Genomic DNA, 16,358 nt, shown 5'->3' on the forward strand with positions numbered 1-16,358 from the left:
CCTCCTCACTAGAAACAATCGAAACTCGACAACCCGACGGCCGGGCGTATAAGTCGGACGGCGCTCAGCCCACCGCGCCGACCCTGTCCCGTTGCCGACCGACGAGGGTCTCCAGCAGCTCAGCGCGTCGGCGCCGTTGCACCACCGGATCCGGAACAGGCACAGACGCCACCAGCTGCTGGGTGTAGGCGTTCTCGGGGTTGCCCAGAACAGCAGGCGCCGAGCCAGATTCGGCGATGCGGCCCGCCTGCAGCACGACGATGTCGTCGGCGACCGTGGCAACGACACCGAGGTCATGCGTGATGAGCACACAGGCGAACCCGAGTTCGCCCATCAACTCACGGAGCAGTTCGACCACTCGTGCCTGAACCGAGACGTCCAGCGCAGATGTCGGTTCGTCGGCGATCACCAGGGCGGGGTCCAACGCCAACGCCCTCGCGATGGCCACCCGTTGCCGTTGTCCACCGGAAAGCTCGTGGGGGAAGCGGTCGGCGAAAGATGTGGGGAGGTGGACGGCATCGAGCATTTCCGCAACCCGGGAAGCGCGTGACTTCGGGGTCCCGACTTTATGGATGTCGAGCGGTTCACGGACAGCTTCCGCGACGGTCCGGCGCGGGTAGATCGACGCCCGCGGATCCTGGAACACCACGCCCAACGAGCCGGTCAGACGGCGGCGCGCTTTGCCCTTGACAGTGGCGAGGTTCTCACCCAACACGGTGACAGCCCCTGACGTCGGCAGGAGCAATCCGGAAAGGCATTGCGCGATGGTCGATTTTCCGGAGCCGGACTCGCCGACCAGACCAAGTAGCCGCCCCTCGCCCAGGTCGAAGCTCACACCGTCCACGGCTCTGACGGCCTTCCGGCCGGACCCGTAGATGACGCGCAGGTTTTCAACCGACAGCACCGGGGCGACGAGGGGCGCAGGCGGTGTCTCGGTAACCTGCGCAACGGACGCTTCCGGAATGCGAGGTACGGCAGCGATCAACTCCCGGGTGTACTGCTCAGCCGGCGAGGCGAAAATCTGCTCCGTAGCCCCGGTCTCGACGATTTTTCCATCACGCATCACCACGACGCGGTCGGCCAGATCGGCGACGACACCCATGTTGTGAGTGATCAACACGATGGTCGACCCATGCTTGTCCCTGCACTCCCGAAGAAGCTCGAGAACGGCGGCCTGGACTGTCACGTCGAGGGCTGTCGTCGGCTCGTCGGCGATGATGACCTTCGGACGCATGGCAAGGGCCATCGCGATCGTCACCGCTGTTTCTGCCCGCCGCTCAACTCGTGCGGGAACGACGCCAATCTGCTTTATGGATCGGGCAGCCCGACAGCCCCGAGCATCTCGACGGCATACGCACGAGCTGCCTTGCGGCTCATCTTCTTGTGCAGGCGGAAAGTCTCGACAAGCTGCTGACCGATGGAGAAGACCGGACTCAGTGCGACGGACGGTTCCTGGAAGATCAACGCGAGATCTTTCCCCCGAAGTGATGCGAAGTCCGTCTCCGGCAGCCCTATCAACTCCGTCTCGCCGAAGCGGATGTGGCCACTCGCGGCGGCCGTCGGGGGAAGGAGACCCATCGCAGCACGCATGGAAACGCTTTTGCCGGAACCTGATTCACCGACCAATGCCACGATCTCGCCCTCGTGCACGTCGAGATCGAACCCACGCAGCGCTTCTACACTTCCCCGCTCGGTCTCGAAAGTCACCCGGGTGTCACGGAACGAGAGAACGGGATTCCTCGCGACGTCACCGGCGGGACTTGCGGGGGTGGAGCCGGACAAAAGTTGATCCTTCGATCGGGTACTGAGGAACGGTCTGCAAGACCTGCAGCAGACCGGCTCAACCACCGACAGTGGATACCAGCTACTGCCAGTAGATAGTTTTGCGTATATACAGCCCCGTCAAATCGCGGCCCACGAGTTGACATGAACGTAACAATGGCCTCATGCGGATCCGGCGATCGCTTCACCGGTCAGCGCGTGCCACTGACCGGTCCCGCTGCATCGGACATCAGCGGGGCCAGCCGCTCGGCCGAGCGCAGTGCCCGCCGGGAGGTCGCGAACAGGCCGAGGCCGAGGATCACCAGCCCCAAGGCGATACACACGAACCACAGTGGCCTCGCGGCCCTCGCGAAATCGGTGGCGCCGGCCGCCATCGCCGAACCGGCGAGCGAACCACACAGCGCCACACCGATACTCACGCCGACCTGGCGGCTCGTCGCCGTCACCGCCGACGCCGCGCCGGCCCGGTCGAGCGGCATTCCGCTCACCGCGGCGTTGGTGATCGGCGCATTGACCATCGCGAAGCCGATGCCGAACACCGCGAAGATCACCAGCAGCCACCACACCGGCGTCGTCGCGGTCAGGAAGGTCAGCATCGTCGCGGCCGCGGTGATCGTCACCCCGGCCACCACCAGGGACGGCCGGGCACTGTGGCGGCCGACGAGCCGGCCCGACAGCGGCGAGAACAGCAGAGCGCCGACGGCGATCGGCAGGTAGATGAGACCCGTCTGCATCGCCGAGAAGCCGCGCCCGCTCTGCAGGTACAGCGACATGATGAACAGGAAGGCACTCCACGCGGCGAACGCGCTGACCGCGTTGACGGTCGCCGAGCTGAACGGGATGCTGCGGAAGAACCGGAGGTCCAGAAACGGGTCGTGGCGGCGCGACTCGAAGCCCAGGAACGCCACCAGCGCCAGCACGGCGACGACGCCGACCGCGACGACGCGTGGGTTGGTCCAACCGAGCACCGGCCCCTCGATGAGGGTGAACACGATGCCGAACAGGAAGAGGATCGCCAGACCCTGCCCGACGGGGTCGACGTTGCGCATCGTCGCCGACCTGGACTCCGGGACGAACATGGCGGTCAGCACGATGGCCGCCGCGCAGATCGGCAGATTGATCCAGAAAACCCAGCGCCAGCCGACGGTCTCGATCAGCAGGCCGCCCACGATCGGTCCGGCCGCCAGGGAGATCCCGGTGATCCCGCCCCAGATCCCCAGCGCCCGCGCCCGCTCCACCGGCGTCGTGAACACCTGCGAAATAATGGACAACGCAACAGGATTGAGCATGGATCCGCCGATGCCCTGCAGGAAGCGGGCGCCGATCAACGCGTCGATGGTCGGCGCCAGGCTGCAGGCCAGCGAGCCGAGGGCGAACAGGGCCAGTCCGGTCTGGAACACGCGCCTCCGGCCGAAGCGGTCGCCGGTGGCCCCGGCCAGCATCAGTAGCGAGGCCAGCACCAGGGTGTAGATGTCGACCACCCACTGCATCTGCGCCGACGTCGCCGACAGATCCCGGCGGATCGACGGGATCGCCACATTCACGATGGTCGCGTCCATCGACACGATGAGCAGACTCAGGCAGCAGGACACCAGGACGATGGCCTTGCGCCTGGGCGTCATCGACCCGACCGTCGTGTCCACCCGGTCATCGTCAGTTCACGACCGTGGACGGGGCAAGTGACGGGAAGCCGGCGCTCGCCGACGACGAGCGCGCGTGAAATGACCCTCGCGGACCGCGCCGCGTGGACCGGGCCCGGGTCAGCGGGCGTCGAGGCCGGTGTAGTCGCGCTCGGTGTAGCCGGTGTAGATCTGCCGCGGGCGACCGATCTTGTTCGGCTCGCCGTGCATCTCCCGCCAGTGCGCGATCCAGCCCGGCAGCCGGCCCAGCGCGAAGAGCACCGTGAACATCCGCGTCGGGAAGCCCATCGCCCGGTAGATCACACCGGTGTAGTAGTCGACGTTCGGGTAGAGCTTGCGTTCGATGAAGAAGTCGTCGGTCAGCGCGATCTCTTCGAGCTCCTTGGCGATGTCGAGCAGCTCGTCCTTGACGCCGATCTTGCCGAGGATCTTGTCGGCCTGCTCCTTGACGATGCGCGCCCGCGGGTCGTAGTTCTTGTACACGCGGTGACCGAAGCCCATCAGCTTGACGTTGTCCTCGCGGTTCTTGACCTTCTTGACGAACGTCGCGACGTCGTCGTCACCCTGGCGGATCTTCTCCAGCATCTCCAGCACGGCCTGGTTGGCGCCGCCGTGCAGCGGCCCCCACAGCGCGTTGATGCCGCCGGAGATCGACGTGAACAGGTTGGCCTGCGACGAACCCACCAGCCGCACCGTCGACGTCGAGCAGTTCTGCTCATGGTCGGCGTGCAGGATGAACAGCATGTCCAGCGCCCGCACGATCTCCGGGTCGACCTCGTAGGGCTCGGCCGGGAACCCGAACGTCATCCGCAGGAAGTTCTCCACCAGCGTCAGCGAGTTGTCCGGGTACAGGAACGGCTGCCCCTCGGACTTCTTGTACGCATACGCCGCGATGGTCGGCAGCTTGGCCAGCAACCGGATCGTGGACAACTCGACCTGCTTGGGATCGAACGGGTCCAGCGAGTCCTGGTAGTACGCGCTGAGCGCGTTCACCGCGCTGGAGAGCACCGGCATCGGGTGCGCGTTGCGGGGGAAACCGTCGAAGAACCGCTTGAGGTCCTCGTGCAGCAGCGTATGCCGCTGGATCTGGGTGGTGAACTTCTCCAGCTGCTCGGCGGTCGGCAGCTCACCGTAGATCAGCAGATAGCTGACCTCGATGAACGTCGACTTCTCGGCGAGCTGCTCGATCGGGTAGCCGCGGTAGCGCAGGATGCCGGCGTCACCGTCGATGTACGTGATCGCACTCTTGGTCGACGCCGTGTTGACGAAGCCACCGTCGAACGTCGTGTAGCCGCTCTTGGCCAGCAGCGAACCCAGCGCGATACCGTCCGCGCCCTCGGATGCTTTGACGATGTCGAGTTCGAGCTCGCCGCCTGGGTAGACCAGCGTGGCGTGCTCCTGCCCGGCTTCGGCGTTATCGGCCACTGGGATCCCTTCATGTCTGTCGGGTGTATCGCAACTCGCGGAGTCTGACTACAGAAGGTAGTCCCATTCCAAGAGTCACGCCCGCGGGGGGTTCCCACAAGGTCAGACGGGCTGTCCGAGACCGATGATTTCCCCGGTGAACTCCGCATAGGTGGACTCGAACGCCGCGATGACGTCGTCGACGCTGACGGGGACGTCAGACCTGGTCCACCGGTCGAGATCCTGCAGCGCCGTCATCAACAACCCACCCCACACCGCGGCGAGCAGCTTGACCCTGCGGTCGTCGACCGTGGTGCCCATGCGCTGCGCGACCACCTCGTCGACGGCGTTGGCGCGGTACTCGACGGCTGCTTGCCGCAACGTCGCCGACGACGCGGTGATGCGCAGGATCTGCAGCAGCCGCTCGGACGACAGCCCGCCGTCGGGTGCCCGCTTGGACGCCTCGGCCATCGCCACGTACGCGCGCCGCAGCGCTTCGAGGTGGGTCAGGTAAGGGGGTTGAGCGGCCAACTCGGCGGCGGTGCGGACCAGCACCTCGTCGATGAGCGCCAGGGCGATCGCGTCCTTGGTCTGGAAGTAGCGGCTGAACGTCCGCGGCGAGACCTCGGCGATCGCGGCGATCTGGTCGACCGTGGTGCCGTCGAACCCCTGCCGCTCACAGAGGCCCACGGCGGCGTCGATCAATGTGGCACGGGTTCGGCGCTTCTTCCGTTCACGCAGGCCGAGGCCCGGTTCCCTCCTCGATTCAGCCACGCCCCGGATGCTATCCCGTCGCTGCCTGCGCGGAGGGCGGAACTGCAGGTTGCGGCGATTGTCGACAACAGGGGATTCGGCAGGCCGGTCAGGGTTGAAGACGTTCGACGCGTCCGTCCCGGACCCGAATCCTGTTGTGCACACGATCCTCCCGGCCCTGCCAGAACTCCACCACCTCCGGGGCGATCCGGTAGCCACCCCAGTGCGGCGGCACCGGCACCTCCGCGAGGTCGGCGAACCGCCTGGTCACCTCGGCGAGTTGGCGCATCAGCTCCGCGCGCGACGCGACCGGCCTGCTCTGCTGCGACGCCCACGCCCCGAGCTGCGATCCACGGGGGCGCTTGCTCCAGTAGTCGGCCGTCTCCTCCGGCGACACCTTGGTGACGGGGCCGCGGACATGGACCTGCCGACCCAGCAGGTACCACGGGAAGGTGGCCGACGCGTACGGGACCGCGGCCAGCTGCTCGCCCTTCTCGGAGTCGTAGTTGGTGTAGAACGAGATGCCGGTCTCGTCCACGCTCTTGCACAACACCGTGCGGGTGACGGGTCTGCCCTGACCGTCGACCGTGGCGATCACCATCGCGTTGGGTTCCGCCACACCGGCCTGTTCGGCGTCGGACATCCACCGGTTGAGCAGCGCAACCCAGCCGTCCTCGAGCCAGTCGGCGTCGAGGTCACCGCTGCCGTCCTTCTCCACCGATCCGTATTCGACGCGCATCCGCGCCAGGTGATCAGATGTGCCCACCCGTCAGACGCTACGCCGGGCCGGACCGTCGGCTCAGCCGATGGGGCCAGGTGCGACAATCGGCCCATGACAGCGGTGCCGAAGGATTTCGCCCCGGGGTTGGCGGGCGTGGTGGCGTTCGAAACCGAGATCGCCGAACCTGACAAGGACGGCGGGGCGCTGCGCTACCGCGGCGTCGACATCGAGGATCTGGTGGCCCACCGAGTCACCTTCGGCGACGTCTGGGGGTTGCTGGTCGACGGCCGCTTCGGCCGCGGGCTGCCGCCCGCCGAGCCGTTCCCGCTGCCGATCCACAGTGGCGACGTCCGCGTCGACGTCCAGGCCGGCCTGGCGATGCTGGCACCGATCTGGGGTTACCCACCGATCCTCGACATCGACGACGAGACGGCACGCGACCAACTCGCCCGGGCGTCGGTGATGGCCCTGTCCTATGTCGCCCAGTCCGCCCGCGGGATCTACCAGCCCGCCGTCCCGCAGCGCACGGTGGACGAATGCGACACCGTGACAGCTCGTTTCATGACGCGCTGGCAGGGTGAGCCCGATCCCCGCCACGTCGAGGCCATCGACGCGTACTGGGTCAGCGCGGCCGAGCACGGCATGAACGCCTCCACGTTCACCGCCCGGGTCATCGCCTCGACCGGAGCAGACGTGGCCGCCGCCCTCTCCGGCGCGATCGGCGCGATGAGCGGGCCGCTGCACGGCGGTGCCCCGGCCCGGGTGATCCCGATGATCGAGGAAGCCGAGCGCACCGGCGACGCCCGCGCGGTGGTCAAGGGCATCCTGGACCGCGACGAGAAGCTGATGGGATTCGGTCACCGGGTCTACCGGGCCGAGGACCCCCGCGCCCGGGTGCTGCGCGCCACGGCCAAGCGACTGGAGGCGCCGCGCTACGAGGTGGCCGCCGCGCTGGAACAGGCGGCGCTGGCCGAGTTGCGGGAGCGCAGGCCCGACCGGGCGATCGAGACCAACGTCGAGTTCTGGGCTGCGGTGATCCTCGACTTCGCGCAGGTCCCGCCGAAGATGATGCCCGCGATGTTCACCTGCGGCCGCACCGCGGGCTGGTGCGCCCACATCCTCGAGCAGAAGCGGCTCGGCAAGCTGGTGCGGCCGTCGGCGGTGTACGTGGGCCCCGACCCGCGCAGCCCGGAGTCGGTCGAGGGATGGGACGTGCTGGCCCGGCGATGACCGCACCCGACGCCCGCGCGGTGTTCAGCTCGGCGGCAGACTCTTTCGTCGCTCTGGTGCGGCGGATCCCGCACGAGCGCTGGGGTGACCCGGGGCTCGGCGAGTGGACCGTGCGGGATCTGGTCGGCCATGCCTCGCGGTCGCTGATCACCGTCAGCGCGTATGTGAACGTCGCGGCCCGGCGCGAGGACGTCGCCGACGCGGCGGACTACTACGTCAAGATCCGTCCCTACGCCGCGGGGATGGGTGCGGCGGCCGTCGTCGAGCGTGGCCGGCAGGCGGGCCGCGAACTGGGTGATGACCCGGCCGCGACGGTCGAGGCGCTGGCCTCGCGGGTACAGGCCGACCTCGCCGCCGTCGAGGACCCGCTGATCGAGGTGATCGGCGGCCTGGGTATCCGGCTCAGCAGCTACCTGCCCACGCGGACGTTCGAACTGGCCGTCCACGGCCTGGACATCGCGCGTGCCGTCGGCATCGACCACCGACCACCCACCGAGGTGCTCGCCGACGCGGCGGCGCTGGCGGCGCGCATCGGCGTCGCGCTCGGCCACGGACCGTCCATGTTGTTGGCCCTGACCGGCCGCGACGGGCTGCCCGCCGGATTTTCCGTCGTGTGATCTGTTGCCCGCGATGAGTTTCTGATCGGGTGGAGGTCTGTACCGGCAGTCCACCTACCGTGAGGAGTAACCATGGCCGTGAAAGACGAAGCCAACCAACCCATGCTGGTGCCGCACCTCGTCGTCGACGACGCCGCGGCCACGCTCGACTTCTACGCCAAGGCGTTCGGCGCCGAGGAGATGGTGCGGATGCCCGGACCCGGCGGGAAGCTGATCCACGCCGCCATGCGGATCAACGGCGCGATGGTGTTTCTCAACGACGACTTCCCCGAGTTCAACGACGGTAAGGCGGGCACGCCGACCGCGCTCGGCGGTTCACCGGTGACCATCCACCTCCACGGCCCGGACGTCGACGGGCGGTTCCAGCGGGCGCTCGATGCCGGCGCCACCGTCGTCAACCCGTTGGAGGAGCAGTTCTGGGGTGACCGCTACGGGGTGGTGCGGGACCCGTTCGGCCACCAATGGTCGCTGGCCGAGACCGTCCGCGAGGTCGACATGAACGAGGTGCTGTCGCAGATGGGCGACGGCGGCTAACTCGGGATGTAGGTCTGCAGCAGCGGAACCGGCAGTCCGTTGACGGTGGTGATGCCGCTCAGCGCCGCGATGCTCGCCGGTTTCGGGATGCGTTCGAGCTCAGGGGTTTCCGGGTCCGAACCGTACAGCCCGAACTGCAGCTCGTAGCCCTCGGACCACTCCAGGTTGTCGACGAACGACCAGTGGGTGTATCCGCGGATGTCTGTTCCGTGCGCCACCAGGTCCTGCACGACCGCGATGTGGTTGACGAGGTAGGACGGCCGCTTGGTGTCGTCGTCGTCGGCGATCCCGTTCTCGGTGACCCACAGCGGCTTGCCGTAGGACGCCGCGAGCTCGAGCACCTCCCGGAAACCGCCGGGGTCGGTCGGTTGGTTGAAGTCACTGCAGGTCGGCTCCTGCGGCGAGCAGCGAATCGGGAAGCCCCGCAGGAACGGGAAACCCGGCAGCGGCGCGACACCGAAACCCACCATGGGTTGTGACCCGTAGTACTGCACCCCGAGGAAGTCGACCTTGCCGGCCATGCCGGGATGGATCTCGTCGGCGGTCTGCACGCCGTCGAAGTCGGCATCCACCCAGCCGTCGATCACCGCGTTCGGAAACCACTTGTTGTAGAAGTGGTTCCACGCGTCGGCGGCCTGCACATCGAGCGGGTTCACCGGGTTGGCGGGCCGCGCCGGGATCATGTTGTGGGTGAAGCCGACGAACGCCGCCGGCCCGCCCGTGGCGGCCGCGGTGGTGTCCCAGGCGTGGATCGCGTCATAGGCCGCGACGTGACCGATGGCCTGGTTGACCAGGAACGTCGACGCCAGGTCGGGCCGGATGACCCCCGGCGGCCAGTTCGGCACGACCCACGGGATCGCCAGGAACTCCGTGAGCACCGGCGGGAAAGGTTCGTTGAGGGTGGCCCAGTTGTCGACCTGGTCGCCGTATTTCCACGCCAGGTAGGCGGCGTACTTCTCGAACTCCGTCGCGGTGGTCGGCGACAACCAGCCCGCCGCGGGCGCCGGCAGACCGAGCTGGATCAGCGGACGCGCGACGATCGGGTCGTGCACCCACACGGGCAGCGTGAAGTGGTTGACGGTGACGAACGGGTCCAGGCCGTACCGCCGCAGTGTGGCGAACACGTCCCGGTAGTGGGCCACCGCGTCCTGGTCGGCCAACAAGTCGAGCGCCTCGAGATCGGCCAGGCTCAGCGCGCCGCCCTCGTCGGTGATGTCCACCGCGGCGGTGGAATTCGGGAAGATGCGGCTCCACTCGATGCTCATCCGGAAGGTGTCGACGCCGAGCTGGTCGCGGGCGAGCGCGGCGTCGCCCTCATAGGACACGTAGGCGCCCGGCCCGTTCTCCGGCACACCGTTGACCAGCCCGAGCAGCCGGTTGAGCGGATCGTGCACCCACCGGTACCAGTCCGAGCGGGTGTCCACCGGAGAGCCCGGTCCGCCTTCGGCCTGAAAGCCGGAATGTGCCACTCCCCAACGGAAATCGTCCGGCAGCGCGAGGTCGATGCCGTCGACCGGTGACACGTTCACCGTGATGGTGACGCTGCGGCCGTGCCCGCCGCCGGGGTTGAGGAGGTCGCCGATGATCGGCACGAACTGCAGCCAGCCGAACAGGCCGTGGACGTGCAGCCCGTCGTGCTCGTCGCTGACGGCGACCGTGAACGTGTCGGTGCCGCCGACCGCGGCCATCGCGTTCATCGGCCGGTACACGAAGTTGCCGTCGGCGTCGACGGTGACGGTGCCTCCGTGGCGGGGGCGCCCGATCACGGTGTAGGTCAGCGCATCACCGTCGGGATCCTCGACGCCGACGTTGCCGGTGATCCGCACCTCGCCGTCGGCGGTGAGGCTCTGGGTGTGGGGCACCGGATTCTCGACGGGGGTGGGCGTGCCGTTGAAGAGCTCCCGCCGCACCCAGGCCAGCAGGGCCCAGCCCGACGGGTCGGCCGGCGGCCGGGGCGGATCCGCGGCGAACGGTCTCAGCACCGCGTCGACGAAGCTGGTGGTCAGCTGCACGACATAGGTCACGGCGGTGCGCAGATCGAACGCGGTCGGCCACGGCCGCCAGGACGGCACCTCGGGCGGATCGAGAGTCGTCGTCGAGACCGCGGCGCCCTGTTCGACGGCTAGGCGTTGGCTCGCGCCTGTGTCGACCGGGTCCTCGACCGTGGTGGACGAAATGGTTTCGGCCGCTTCGACCGGGACGTCCCGGTCCGGCTCGCCCCGGCCTTCGGTTTCGGCGGTGTCGTCGTCACGTGCGAGGACCGGCTCGTCGTCGTCGGGAGTACCGTACGGCTCGTCGTCGCCGGCATCCTCGACGTCGGCGTCCTCGACGTCGGTGTCCTCGCGGTCGTCGTCCTCGCGGTCGGCGTCTTCGGTGTCCTGCTCCTGCTCCTGCTCCTGCTCCTGCTCATCCACATCGTCGACAGCCTCGGGGTCAGCGGCCAGTTCCGGCTCGGCGTCGCCGTCCGACTCCGGCCCGCTGTCCCCGCCCGCCTCGGTCGCCGTGCGTTCGGACTCCGACGTGGTGGCCCCGGCGGCGTCCTCGGTCGCCCACGCGACGCCGGAACCGGTGAACACCGCGGCCCCGACGCCCAGCGCGACCGCCAACGCTCCGACGCGACCCACGCACTGCGCTGAACCCATGCCTTTGCATACCTCCGCCCGGCGGGCCCGGTCACCGGTTTGACCAAACTCCGCCCGCCCGCAGAAGTGGGTGGAATGAGTCAGCGACGAAGACCGGCGAGCAGCCGCCGATGCACCGGAGGGGTGAACGTACTCGCGGCGGCACCCGTCATCTCGGCGACCGAGGTGAACTTGTCGCGCGGGCGAAGCCCGGCCCCGCGGGCGATCTCGGCGCGGTCGATGGCCTTCCATCCGTCGGCGTCGATCACGGCCGGCTGCCTGCCGCGGACGAACCGGGGCAGCGCCGTCGCCTTCTCGACGGGGCGGGCGAGCAGACCGTCGTTGTAGTCGGCCACCAGATTGTGCACGGTCTCGGCCGCGCAGGACTTGTTGGTGCCGATGAAGCCCGTCGGTCCGCGTTTGATCCAGCCGGCCACGTAGCTACCGCGTACCGGTTCGCCGGTCCCGGGATCGATCACCCGGCCGCCGGCGTTGGGAACCACGGCTGCGGCGTCGTCGAACGGCAGGGCCCGGATGGGTTTGCCGCGGTAGCCGATCGAGGTCAGCACCAGACCCGCGGGAAGGTCCCGTGTCTGCTCGGTTCCGGTCACGGTGAATTCCACGCCGGTGGCCCGCTGCTCCCCCACCACCCGCCGCGGCGTCAGGTGGTAGGCCAACCTGATCCGGGGCCGGGTGATCGGCGCGGAAGCGTCGCCGAGCTTCGACAGGATCTCGAGCTTGTTGAGGGTGAGCGGGTCGGTGGTCTCGGCCAGGGCGGTGAGCACGCGTTCGTGGTCGGCGGGGTCGAGCACCACCTCGCACGTCGAGGCGAGGCCGATCAGCTCCGGCAGCGTGAACGCCGAGGCCGCCGGCCCGCGCCGGGCCGCGATCACGACCTCCTGCACGTGTGAGTCGCGAAGCGCTGCCAGCGCATGATCGGCGATGTCGGTGCGCGCCAGCAGGTCCGGATCGGTGGTCAGGATGCGGGCCACGTCGAGTGCCACGTTGCCGTTGCCGATGACGACGACCCGGTCACCGCTGAGATCCACTGGAAGCCCGGCGAATTCGGGATGGCCGTTGTACCACGCGACCACCTCGGTGGCCGTTGCGGTGCCCGGCAGATCCATGCCGTCGACATCCAGGCGCCGGTCGTCGGGCGCGCCCACCGCGTAGAGGACGGCGTGATGGTGGTCGAGCAGTTCGTGGTGGGTGAGGTCCGAGCCCACCTCGACGTTGAGGTAGAACGTGAAACCGGGACGGGCGGCGATCGTGTCGAAGAGCCTCGTCACCCGCTTGGTGCTCTGGTGGTCGGGTGCGACGCCGGCGCGCACCAGACCGTAAGGCGTCGGCAACTTCTCGAAGACGTTGACGCGCACGTCTTTCTGGGTGAGCAGTTCGTCGGCGGCGTACATCGCGGCCGGCCCCGAACCGACGATCGCGACCCGCAGCGGCCCTTCCGGCCTCGGGTGCACAACGGGCCCCTCCTGCACCGGCGCCAGCTTCGACGTCGGCGGCAGCTTGCCGTCACGCTTCGGGTAGAACGCTGCGTTGAGTTCGACGAACGGGAGCTGCTCGGGTGTCAGCCGGGTGTCCGGGGCGATGGCCCCGACCGGGCAGGCCGAGACGCAGGCCCCGCAGTCCACGCAGGCGGCCGGGTCGATGTAGAGCATCTCGGCCGTCGCGAAGCCGGGCTCGTCCGGCGTCGGGTGGATGCAGTTGACCGGGCAGGCGTAGACGCAGGACCCGTCGCTGCAGCACGACTGGGTGACCACATGAGGCACTGGGGGATCCTGTCCTAGGCGGCGCTGACCACGTGTTGCCGCGCGGGCTCACTGCGGTAGCGGCTGGGGGGCCCGTCGATCTTGCAGATCCGCCACATCAGCTTCGCGAACGGGTTCATCAGGCCGGTCTCGTGGCACAGCATCCGGACGTCGCCGAACATGTCGCGCAGGAACTGCCGCGCCTCCGGGGTGCCGAAGAAGATCTCCTTCTTCACCGAGCGGGGGATGTCGAACTCCTGCCAGAAGGACTTCGGCGGCACGATGATCGCCTGGCACAGCACCCGCATGATGATCGGCACGTTCAGCGACAGCAGGAATTTCTGCCTGCGCTTCAGGTGGGGCACCCGCTTGCGCAGGTACTCGTGCGCGAACGAGATGTGCCTGGCCTCCTCGGCGACGTGAATCGCCATCACGCGCTCCATGATGGGGTGCAGCGACTTGCCCTCACGCAGCACGTTCTTCTGCGTGTGGTCGATCGGCTCCTCGCCGGCGAGCACCCCGAAGAAGAACGGGATCGGCAGCGGGCCGGCGGCCAGCGGGATGAACTGCGACAGCCATTTCAGCATCCGCGGCATGCCGGGGACATCGGCGCCGATCCGGTTGACCATCTCCTGGAACATCATCGTGTGGTTGCACTCCTCGACCGATTCGTGGAGGCAGTACCGGTACTCCGGGGAACCGTTGGGCACCCAGAAGGCGTAGTTCATCAGGCCCCGGATCAGGATGGACTCGAAGTGCAGGCCGACCTTCGCGACGTTGGCCTGCCGCCACATCCCGATCTCGATCTGCTTTTCCTTCGGCTGGGACTGATACCACGCGTGCCTGCCAAACGGGTCGGTGCCGGGCAGGATCCACCGCTCGTCGCCCGGTGTCACCGCGAACTCCGGCGAATCCCAGTCGATGTCGGTGTACGGGTTGAAGTTCCGTCGCACCGATCCCTCGGACAGGGTGGTCAGCGTCTCCACGTACTCGGTGTCGTCGAGCACGTCCATGTTCTTGCGCCAGCGCCGGATCATGCGCGTCCGAGCTTCCTTGACAGCCATTGGCGGCCTCCCGTGAGGTTTACATTCGTCTGCCCGTTGTCCAGTGACAGTACCCGCGGTCCCATGAATTAACCAGAGCCCCCACCTGGATGTGCGCCACCGGGGTTATCCACATCACATGTGACGTGGATCACTACGGCCCTGGGTGTCGGATGTTCGCCCCGGGGGCCGACGACGCCCGGATCATCGCGGCCTGACCTCCGGTTCTAGGCTGGACGCCATGGCCGAGAACCTGGACATCCCCGCCGACCTGAAGCCCGCCGACGGACGATTCGGCTGCGGGCCGTCCAAGGTCCGGCCGGAGCAGTTGCAGGCCCTGGCCGCCGCCGGCGACCTGTTCGGCACCTCGCACCGTCAGGCACCGGTGAAGAACCTCGTCGGCCGCGTCCGCGACGGGCTTCGTCAGCTGTTCTCCCTCCCCGACGGTTACGAGGTGATCCTCGGCAACGGCGGGTCGACGGCGTTCTGGGACGCCGCCGCGTTCGGCCTGATCGACAAGCGCTCACTGCACCTGACCTACGGCGAGTTCAGCACGAAGTTCGCCTCCGCGGTGGCCAAGAACCCGTTCGTCGGGGAGCCCGTGGTCATCAAGTCCGAGCCGGGCAGCGCACCTGCGCCGCAGGCCGACCCGTCGGTGGACCTCATCGCGTGGGCGCAGAACGAGACGTCGACCGGGGTGGCCGTGCCCGTGGTGCGCCCCGAGGGCTCCGGCGACGCGCTCGTCGCGGTCGACGCCACCTCCGCGGCGGGCGGCCTGCCCGTCGACATCACCCAGGCCGACGTCTACTACTTCGCGCCGCAGAAGAATTTCGCCGCCGACGGCGGCCTGTGGATCGCGGTCCTGTCCCCCGCCGCGTTGGCCAGGGTCGAGGCCATCGCCGGCGCCGGGCGCTGGGCGCCGGACTTCCTGTCGCTGCCGCTCGCGATCGACAACAGCGTCAAGAACCAGACGTACAACACCCCCGCCATCGGAACGCTGATTCTGCTCGCCGAACAGATCGAGTGGCTGCTCGGCAACGGCGGCCTCGACTGGGCGGTCAAGCGCACCGCGGAGTCGTCCTCACGCCTGTACTCGTGGACCGAGGCGGCGTCGTTCGCGACGCCGTTCGTCACCGACCCGGCGCTGCGCTCGCAGGTGGTCGGGACGATCGATTTCTCCGACGACGTGGATGCCGCGGCCGTCACCAAGATCCTGCGGGCCAACGGGATCGTGGACACCGAGCCCTACCGCAAGCTGGGCCGGAACCAGCTGCGGGTCGGGATGTTCCCGGCAGTGGATCCCGACGATGTCAGCGCGCTGACCGCGTGCGTCGACTGGGTGGTCGAGCGGTTGTAGGCCCGCGCCGCGTGTCACCGCGGTTACGGGTTGATAACGCAGTAGGGTGACCTTTCATATCGGGCCCGCGCAAGCCCGGAGGAGGTCGCGAATGAGGGAGCTGAGGGTCGTCGGATTGGACGCCGACGGCAGACGCATCATCTGCGAAGCCGGCGACTCCGACGAGAAGTTCGTCCTTCGCTCCGATGACCGGCTCAAGGCCGCCGTGCGCGGCGACCGTGCCGGTGCCAGCCAAACTACGATCGATGTCGAGGTTCCCACCTTGCTGCGTCCCCGCGAGATCCAGTCGAAGATCAGGGCCGGCGCGTCGGTCGAGCAGGTCGCCGCGGCCGCCGGGGTCGACATCGCCCGGGTCGAACGGTTCGCCCATCCGGTACTGCTGGAGCGCGCCCGCGCGGCCGAACTGGCCACCGCCGCGCATCCTGTCCTCGCCGACGGTCCGTCGGTGCTGACGCTGCTGGAGACGGTCACCTCGGCGCTCATCGCCCGCGGCCTGGACCCGGACGGGACGAACTGGGACGCCTGGCGCAACGAGGACGGTCGGTGGACCGTGCAGCTGGCGTGGAAGGCCGGCATGTCGGACAACGTCGCACACTTCCGCTACGCACCCGGCGCCCACGGCGGCACCATCACCGCGTTCGACGACGCCGCATCCGAGCTGATCGACCCGAACTTCGCACGCCCGTTGCGGCCGCTGGCCGCGGTGGCACAGCTGGCCCTCGAAGAGCCCCAGCCGGCACCCGCACCCGCACCCGCGCCCGCCCCCGAACCGCAGCCCGACCTGGTGCCCACCGACATCATCGGTACCCGGATCTACCGCCAGGGCAAGGAGGAGTTCGACATCGAACTCGGCCCGGTGGTGGTCAACTTCCTGCTCGCCGACGAGATCAACCGCG

Annotated in this window: 11 protein-coding genes and 3 pseudogenes; 6 read left to right on the plus strand and 8 right to left on the minus strand. The window is 68.3% G+C overall.

The window, feature by feature from the left end:
• Positions 1-64 precede the first annotated feature (64 nt).
• The 5 genes and pseudogenes from ASJ79_RS12195 to pdxH all read right to left on the minus strand — a co-directional run bounded on the left by ASJ79_RS12195 (position 65) and on the right by pdxH (position 6,345).
• Positions 65-1,782 (minus strand): annotated as a pseudogene (locus ASJ79_RS12195) (dipeptide ABC transporter ATP-binding protein).
• A gap of 191 nt (positions 1,783-1,973) precedes the next feature.
• Entirely contained in the window at positions 1,974-3,404 is a 1,431-nt protein-coding gene (locus ASJ79_RS12200; RefSeq protein WP_067955474.1) for an MFS transporter, read from the minus strand.
• Between the two features lie 138 nt (positions 3,405-3,542).
• A complete protein-coding gene (locus ASJ79_RS12205) occupies positions 3,543-4,847 on the minus strand; it encodes a citrate synthase (RefSeq protein WP_082753808.1) in 1,305 nt (434 codons plus the stop codon).
• 102 nt (positions 4,848-4,949) lie between these two features.
• Positions 4,950-5,600 carry a TetR family transcriptional regulator gene (locus ASJ79_RS12210; protein ID WP_067955454.1) on the minus strand — a complete coding sequence of 217 codons (651 nt, stop codon included), beginning with the start codon at positions 5,598-5,600 and terminating at the stop codon, positions 4,950-4,952.
• An 88-nt stretch (positions 5,601-5,688) separates the two neighbouring features.
• Positions 5,689-6,345: a pyridoxamine 5'-phosphate oxidase gene (pdxH, locus tag ASJ79_RS12215; protein ID WP_304439112.1), complete on the minus strand. Its 657-nt coding sequence runs from the start codon at positions 6,343-6,345 to the stop codon at positions 5,689-5,691.
• A gap of 66 nt (positions 6,346-6,411) precedes the next feature.
• On the opposite strand from pdxH, the gene ASJ79_RS12220 reads away from it, so the two are divergent.
• From ASJ79_RS12220 to ASJ79_RS12230, 3 genes are all read left to right on the plus strand, one after another.
• Positions 6,412-7,530 carry a citrate synthase 2 gene (locus ASJ79_RS12220; protein ID WP_067955460.1) on the plus strand — a complete coding sequence of 373 codons (1,119 nt, stop codon included), beginning with the start codon at positions 6,412-6,414 and terminating at the stop codon, positions 7,528-7,530.
• Positions 7,527-8,147: a maleylpyruvate isomerase family mycothiol-dependent enzyme gene (locus tag ASJ79_RS12225; RefSeq protein WP_067955462.1), complete on the plus strand. Its 621-nt coding sequence runs from the start codon at positions 7,527-7,529 to the stop codon at positions 8,145-8,147. The genes ASJ79_RS12220 and ASJ79_RS12225 overlap by 4 nt, the downstream gene beginning before the upstream one ends.
• A 72-nt stretch (positions 8,148-8,219) precedes the next feature.
• Entirely contained in the window at positions 8,220-8,681 is a 462-nt protein-coding gene (locus ASJ79_RS12230) for a VOC family protein (RefSeq protein ID WP_067955464.1), read from the plus strand.
• Here the strand turns inward: ASJ79_RS12230 and ASJ79_RS12235 are convergent.
• The 3 genes from ASJ79_RS12235 to ASJ79_RS12245 all read right to left on the minus strand — a co-directional run bounded on the left by ASJ79_RS12235 (position 8,678) and on the right by ASJ79_RS12245 (position 14,126).
• Entirely contained in the window at positions 8,678-11,323 is a 2,646-nt protein-coding gene (locus ASJ79_RS12235; protein WP_067955466.1) for a family 1 glycosylhydrolase, read from the minus strand. The genes ASJ79_RS12230 and ASJ79_RS12235 overlap by 4 nt on opposite strands.
• Before the next feature lie 80 nt (positions 11,324-11,403).
• Complete coding sequence (locus ASJ79_RS12240) at positions 11,404-13,083, minus strand: FAD-dependent oxidoreductase (protein ID WP_067955468.1); 1,680 nt, start codon at positions 13,081-13,083, stop codon at positions 11,404-11,406.
• Positions 13,084-13,097: 14 nt separating this feature from the next.
• Positions 13,098-14,126, minus strand: a complete 1,029-nt coding sequence (locus tag ASJ79_RS12245; protein WP_067955470.1) for a diiron oxygenase — start codon at positions 14,124-14,126, stop codon at positions 13,098-13,100.
• 220 nt (positions 14,127-14,346) lie between these two features.
• On the opposite strand from ASJ79_RS12245, the gene serC reads away from it, so the two are divergent.
• From serC to ASJ79_RS33140, 3 genes and pseudogenes are all read left to right on the plus strand, one after another.
• On the plus strand, positions 14,347-15,462 hold the full coding sequence (gene serC / locus ASJ79_RS12250; RefSeq protein ID WP_067955472.1) for a phosphoserine transaminase: 1,116 nt from the start codon (positions 14,347-14,349) through the stop codon (positions 15,460-15,462).
• 91 nt (positions 15,463-15,553) lie between these two features.
• Positions 15,554-16,174, plus strand: a pseudogene (gene sepH / locus ASJ79_RS12255) (septation protein SepH); the annotation flags it as partial.
• Between the two features lie 63 nt (positions 16,175-16,237).
• Positions 16,238-16,358 (plus strand): annotated as a pseudogene (locus tag ASJ79_RS33140) (AAA family ATPase); the annotation flags it as partial.

The sequence above is a fragment of the Mycobacterium sp. NAZ190054 genome, from assembly GCF_001545925.1.
GTDB lineage: Bacteria > Actinomycetota > Actinomycetes > Mycobacteriales > Mycobacteriaceae > Mycobacterium.

Bases quoted from the DNA above. Each gene is read 5' to 3' on its own strand.
- ASJ79_RS12200 (WP_067955474.1), bottom strand. From the start codon at position 3,404: ATGACGCCCAGGCGCAAGGCCATCGTCCTGGTGTCCTGCTGCCTGAGT.
- serC (WP_067955472.1), top strand. From the start codon at position 14,347: ATGGCCGAGAACCTGGACATCCCCGCCGACCTGAAGCCCGCCGACGGA.
- ASJ79_RS12220 (WP_067955460.1), top strand. From the start codon at position 6,412: ATGACAGCGGTGCCGAAGGATTTCGCCCCGGGGTTGGCGGGCGTGGTG.
- ASJ79_RS12235 (WP_067955466.1), bottom strand. From the start codon at position 11,323: ATGGGTTCAGCGCAGTGCGTGGGTCGCGTCGGAGCGTTGGCGGTCGCG.
- ASJ79_RS12230 (WP_067955464.1), top strand. From the start codon at position 8,220: ATGGCCGTGAAAGACGAAGCCAACCAACCCATGCTGGTGCCGCACCTC.
- ASJ79_RS12225 (WP_067955462.1), top strand. From the start codon at position 7,527: ATGACCGCACCCGACGCCCGCGCGGTGTTCAGCTCGGCGGCAGACTCT.
- ASJ79_RS12245 (WP_067955470.1), bottom strand. From the start codon at position 14,126: ATGGCTGTCAAGGAAGCTCGGACGCGCATGATCCGGCGCTGGCGCAAG.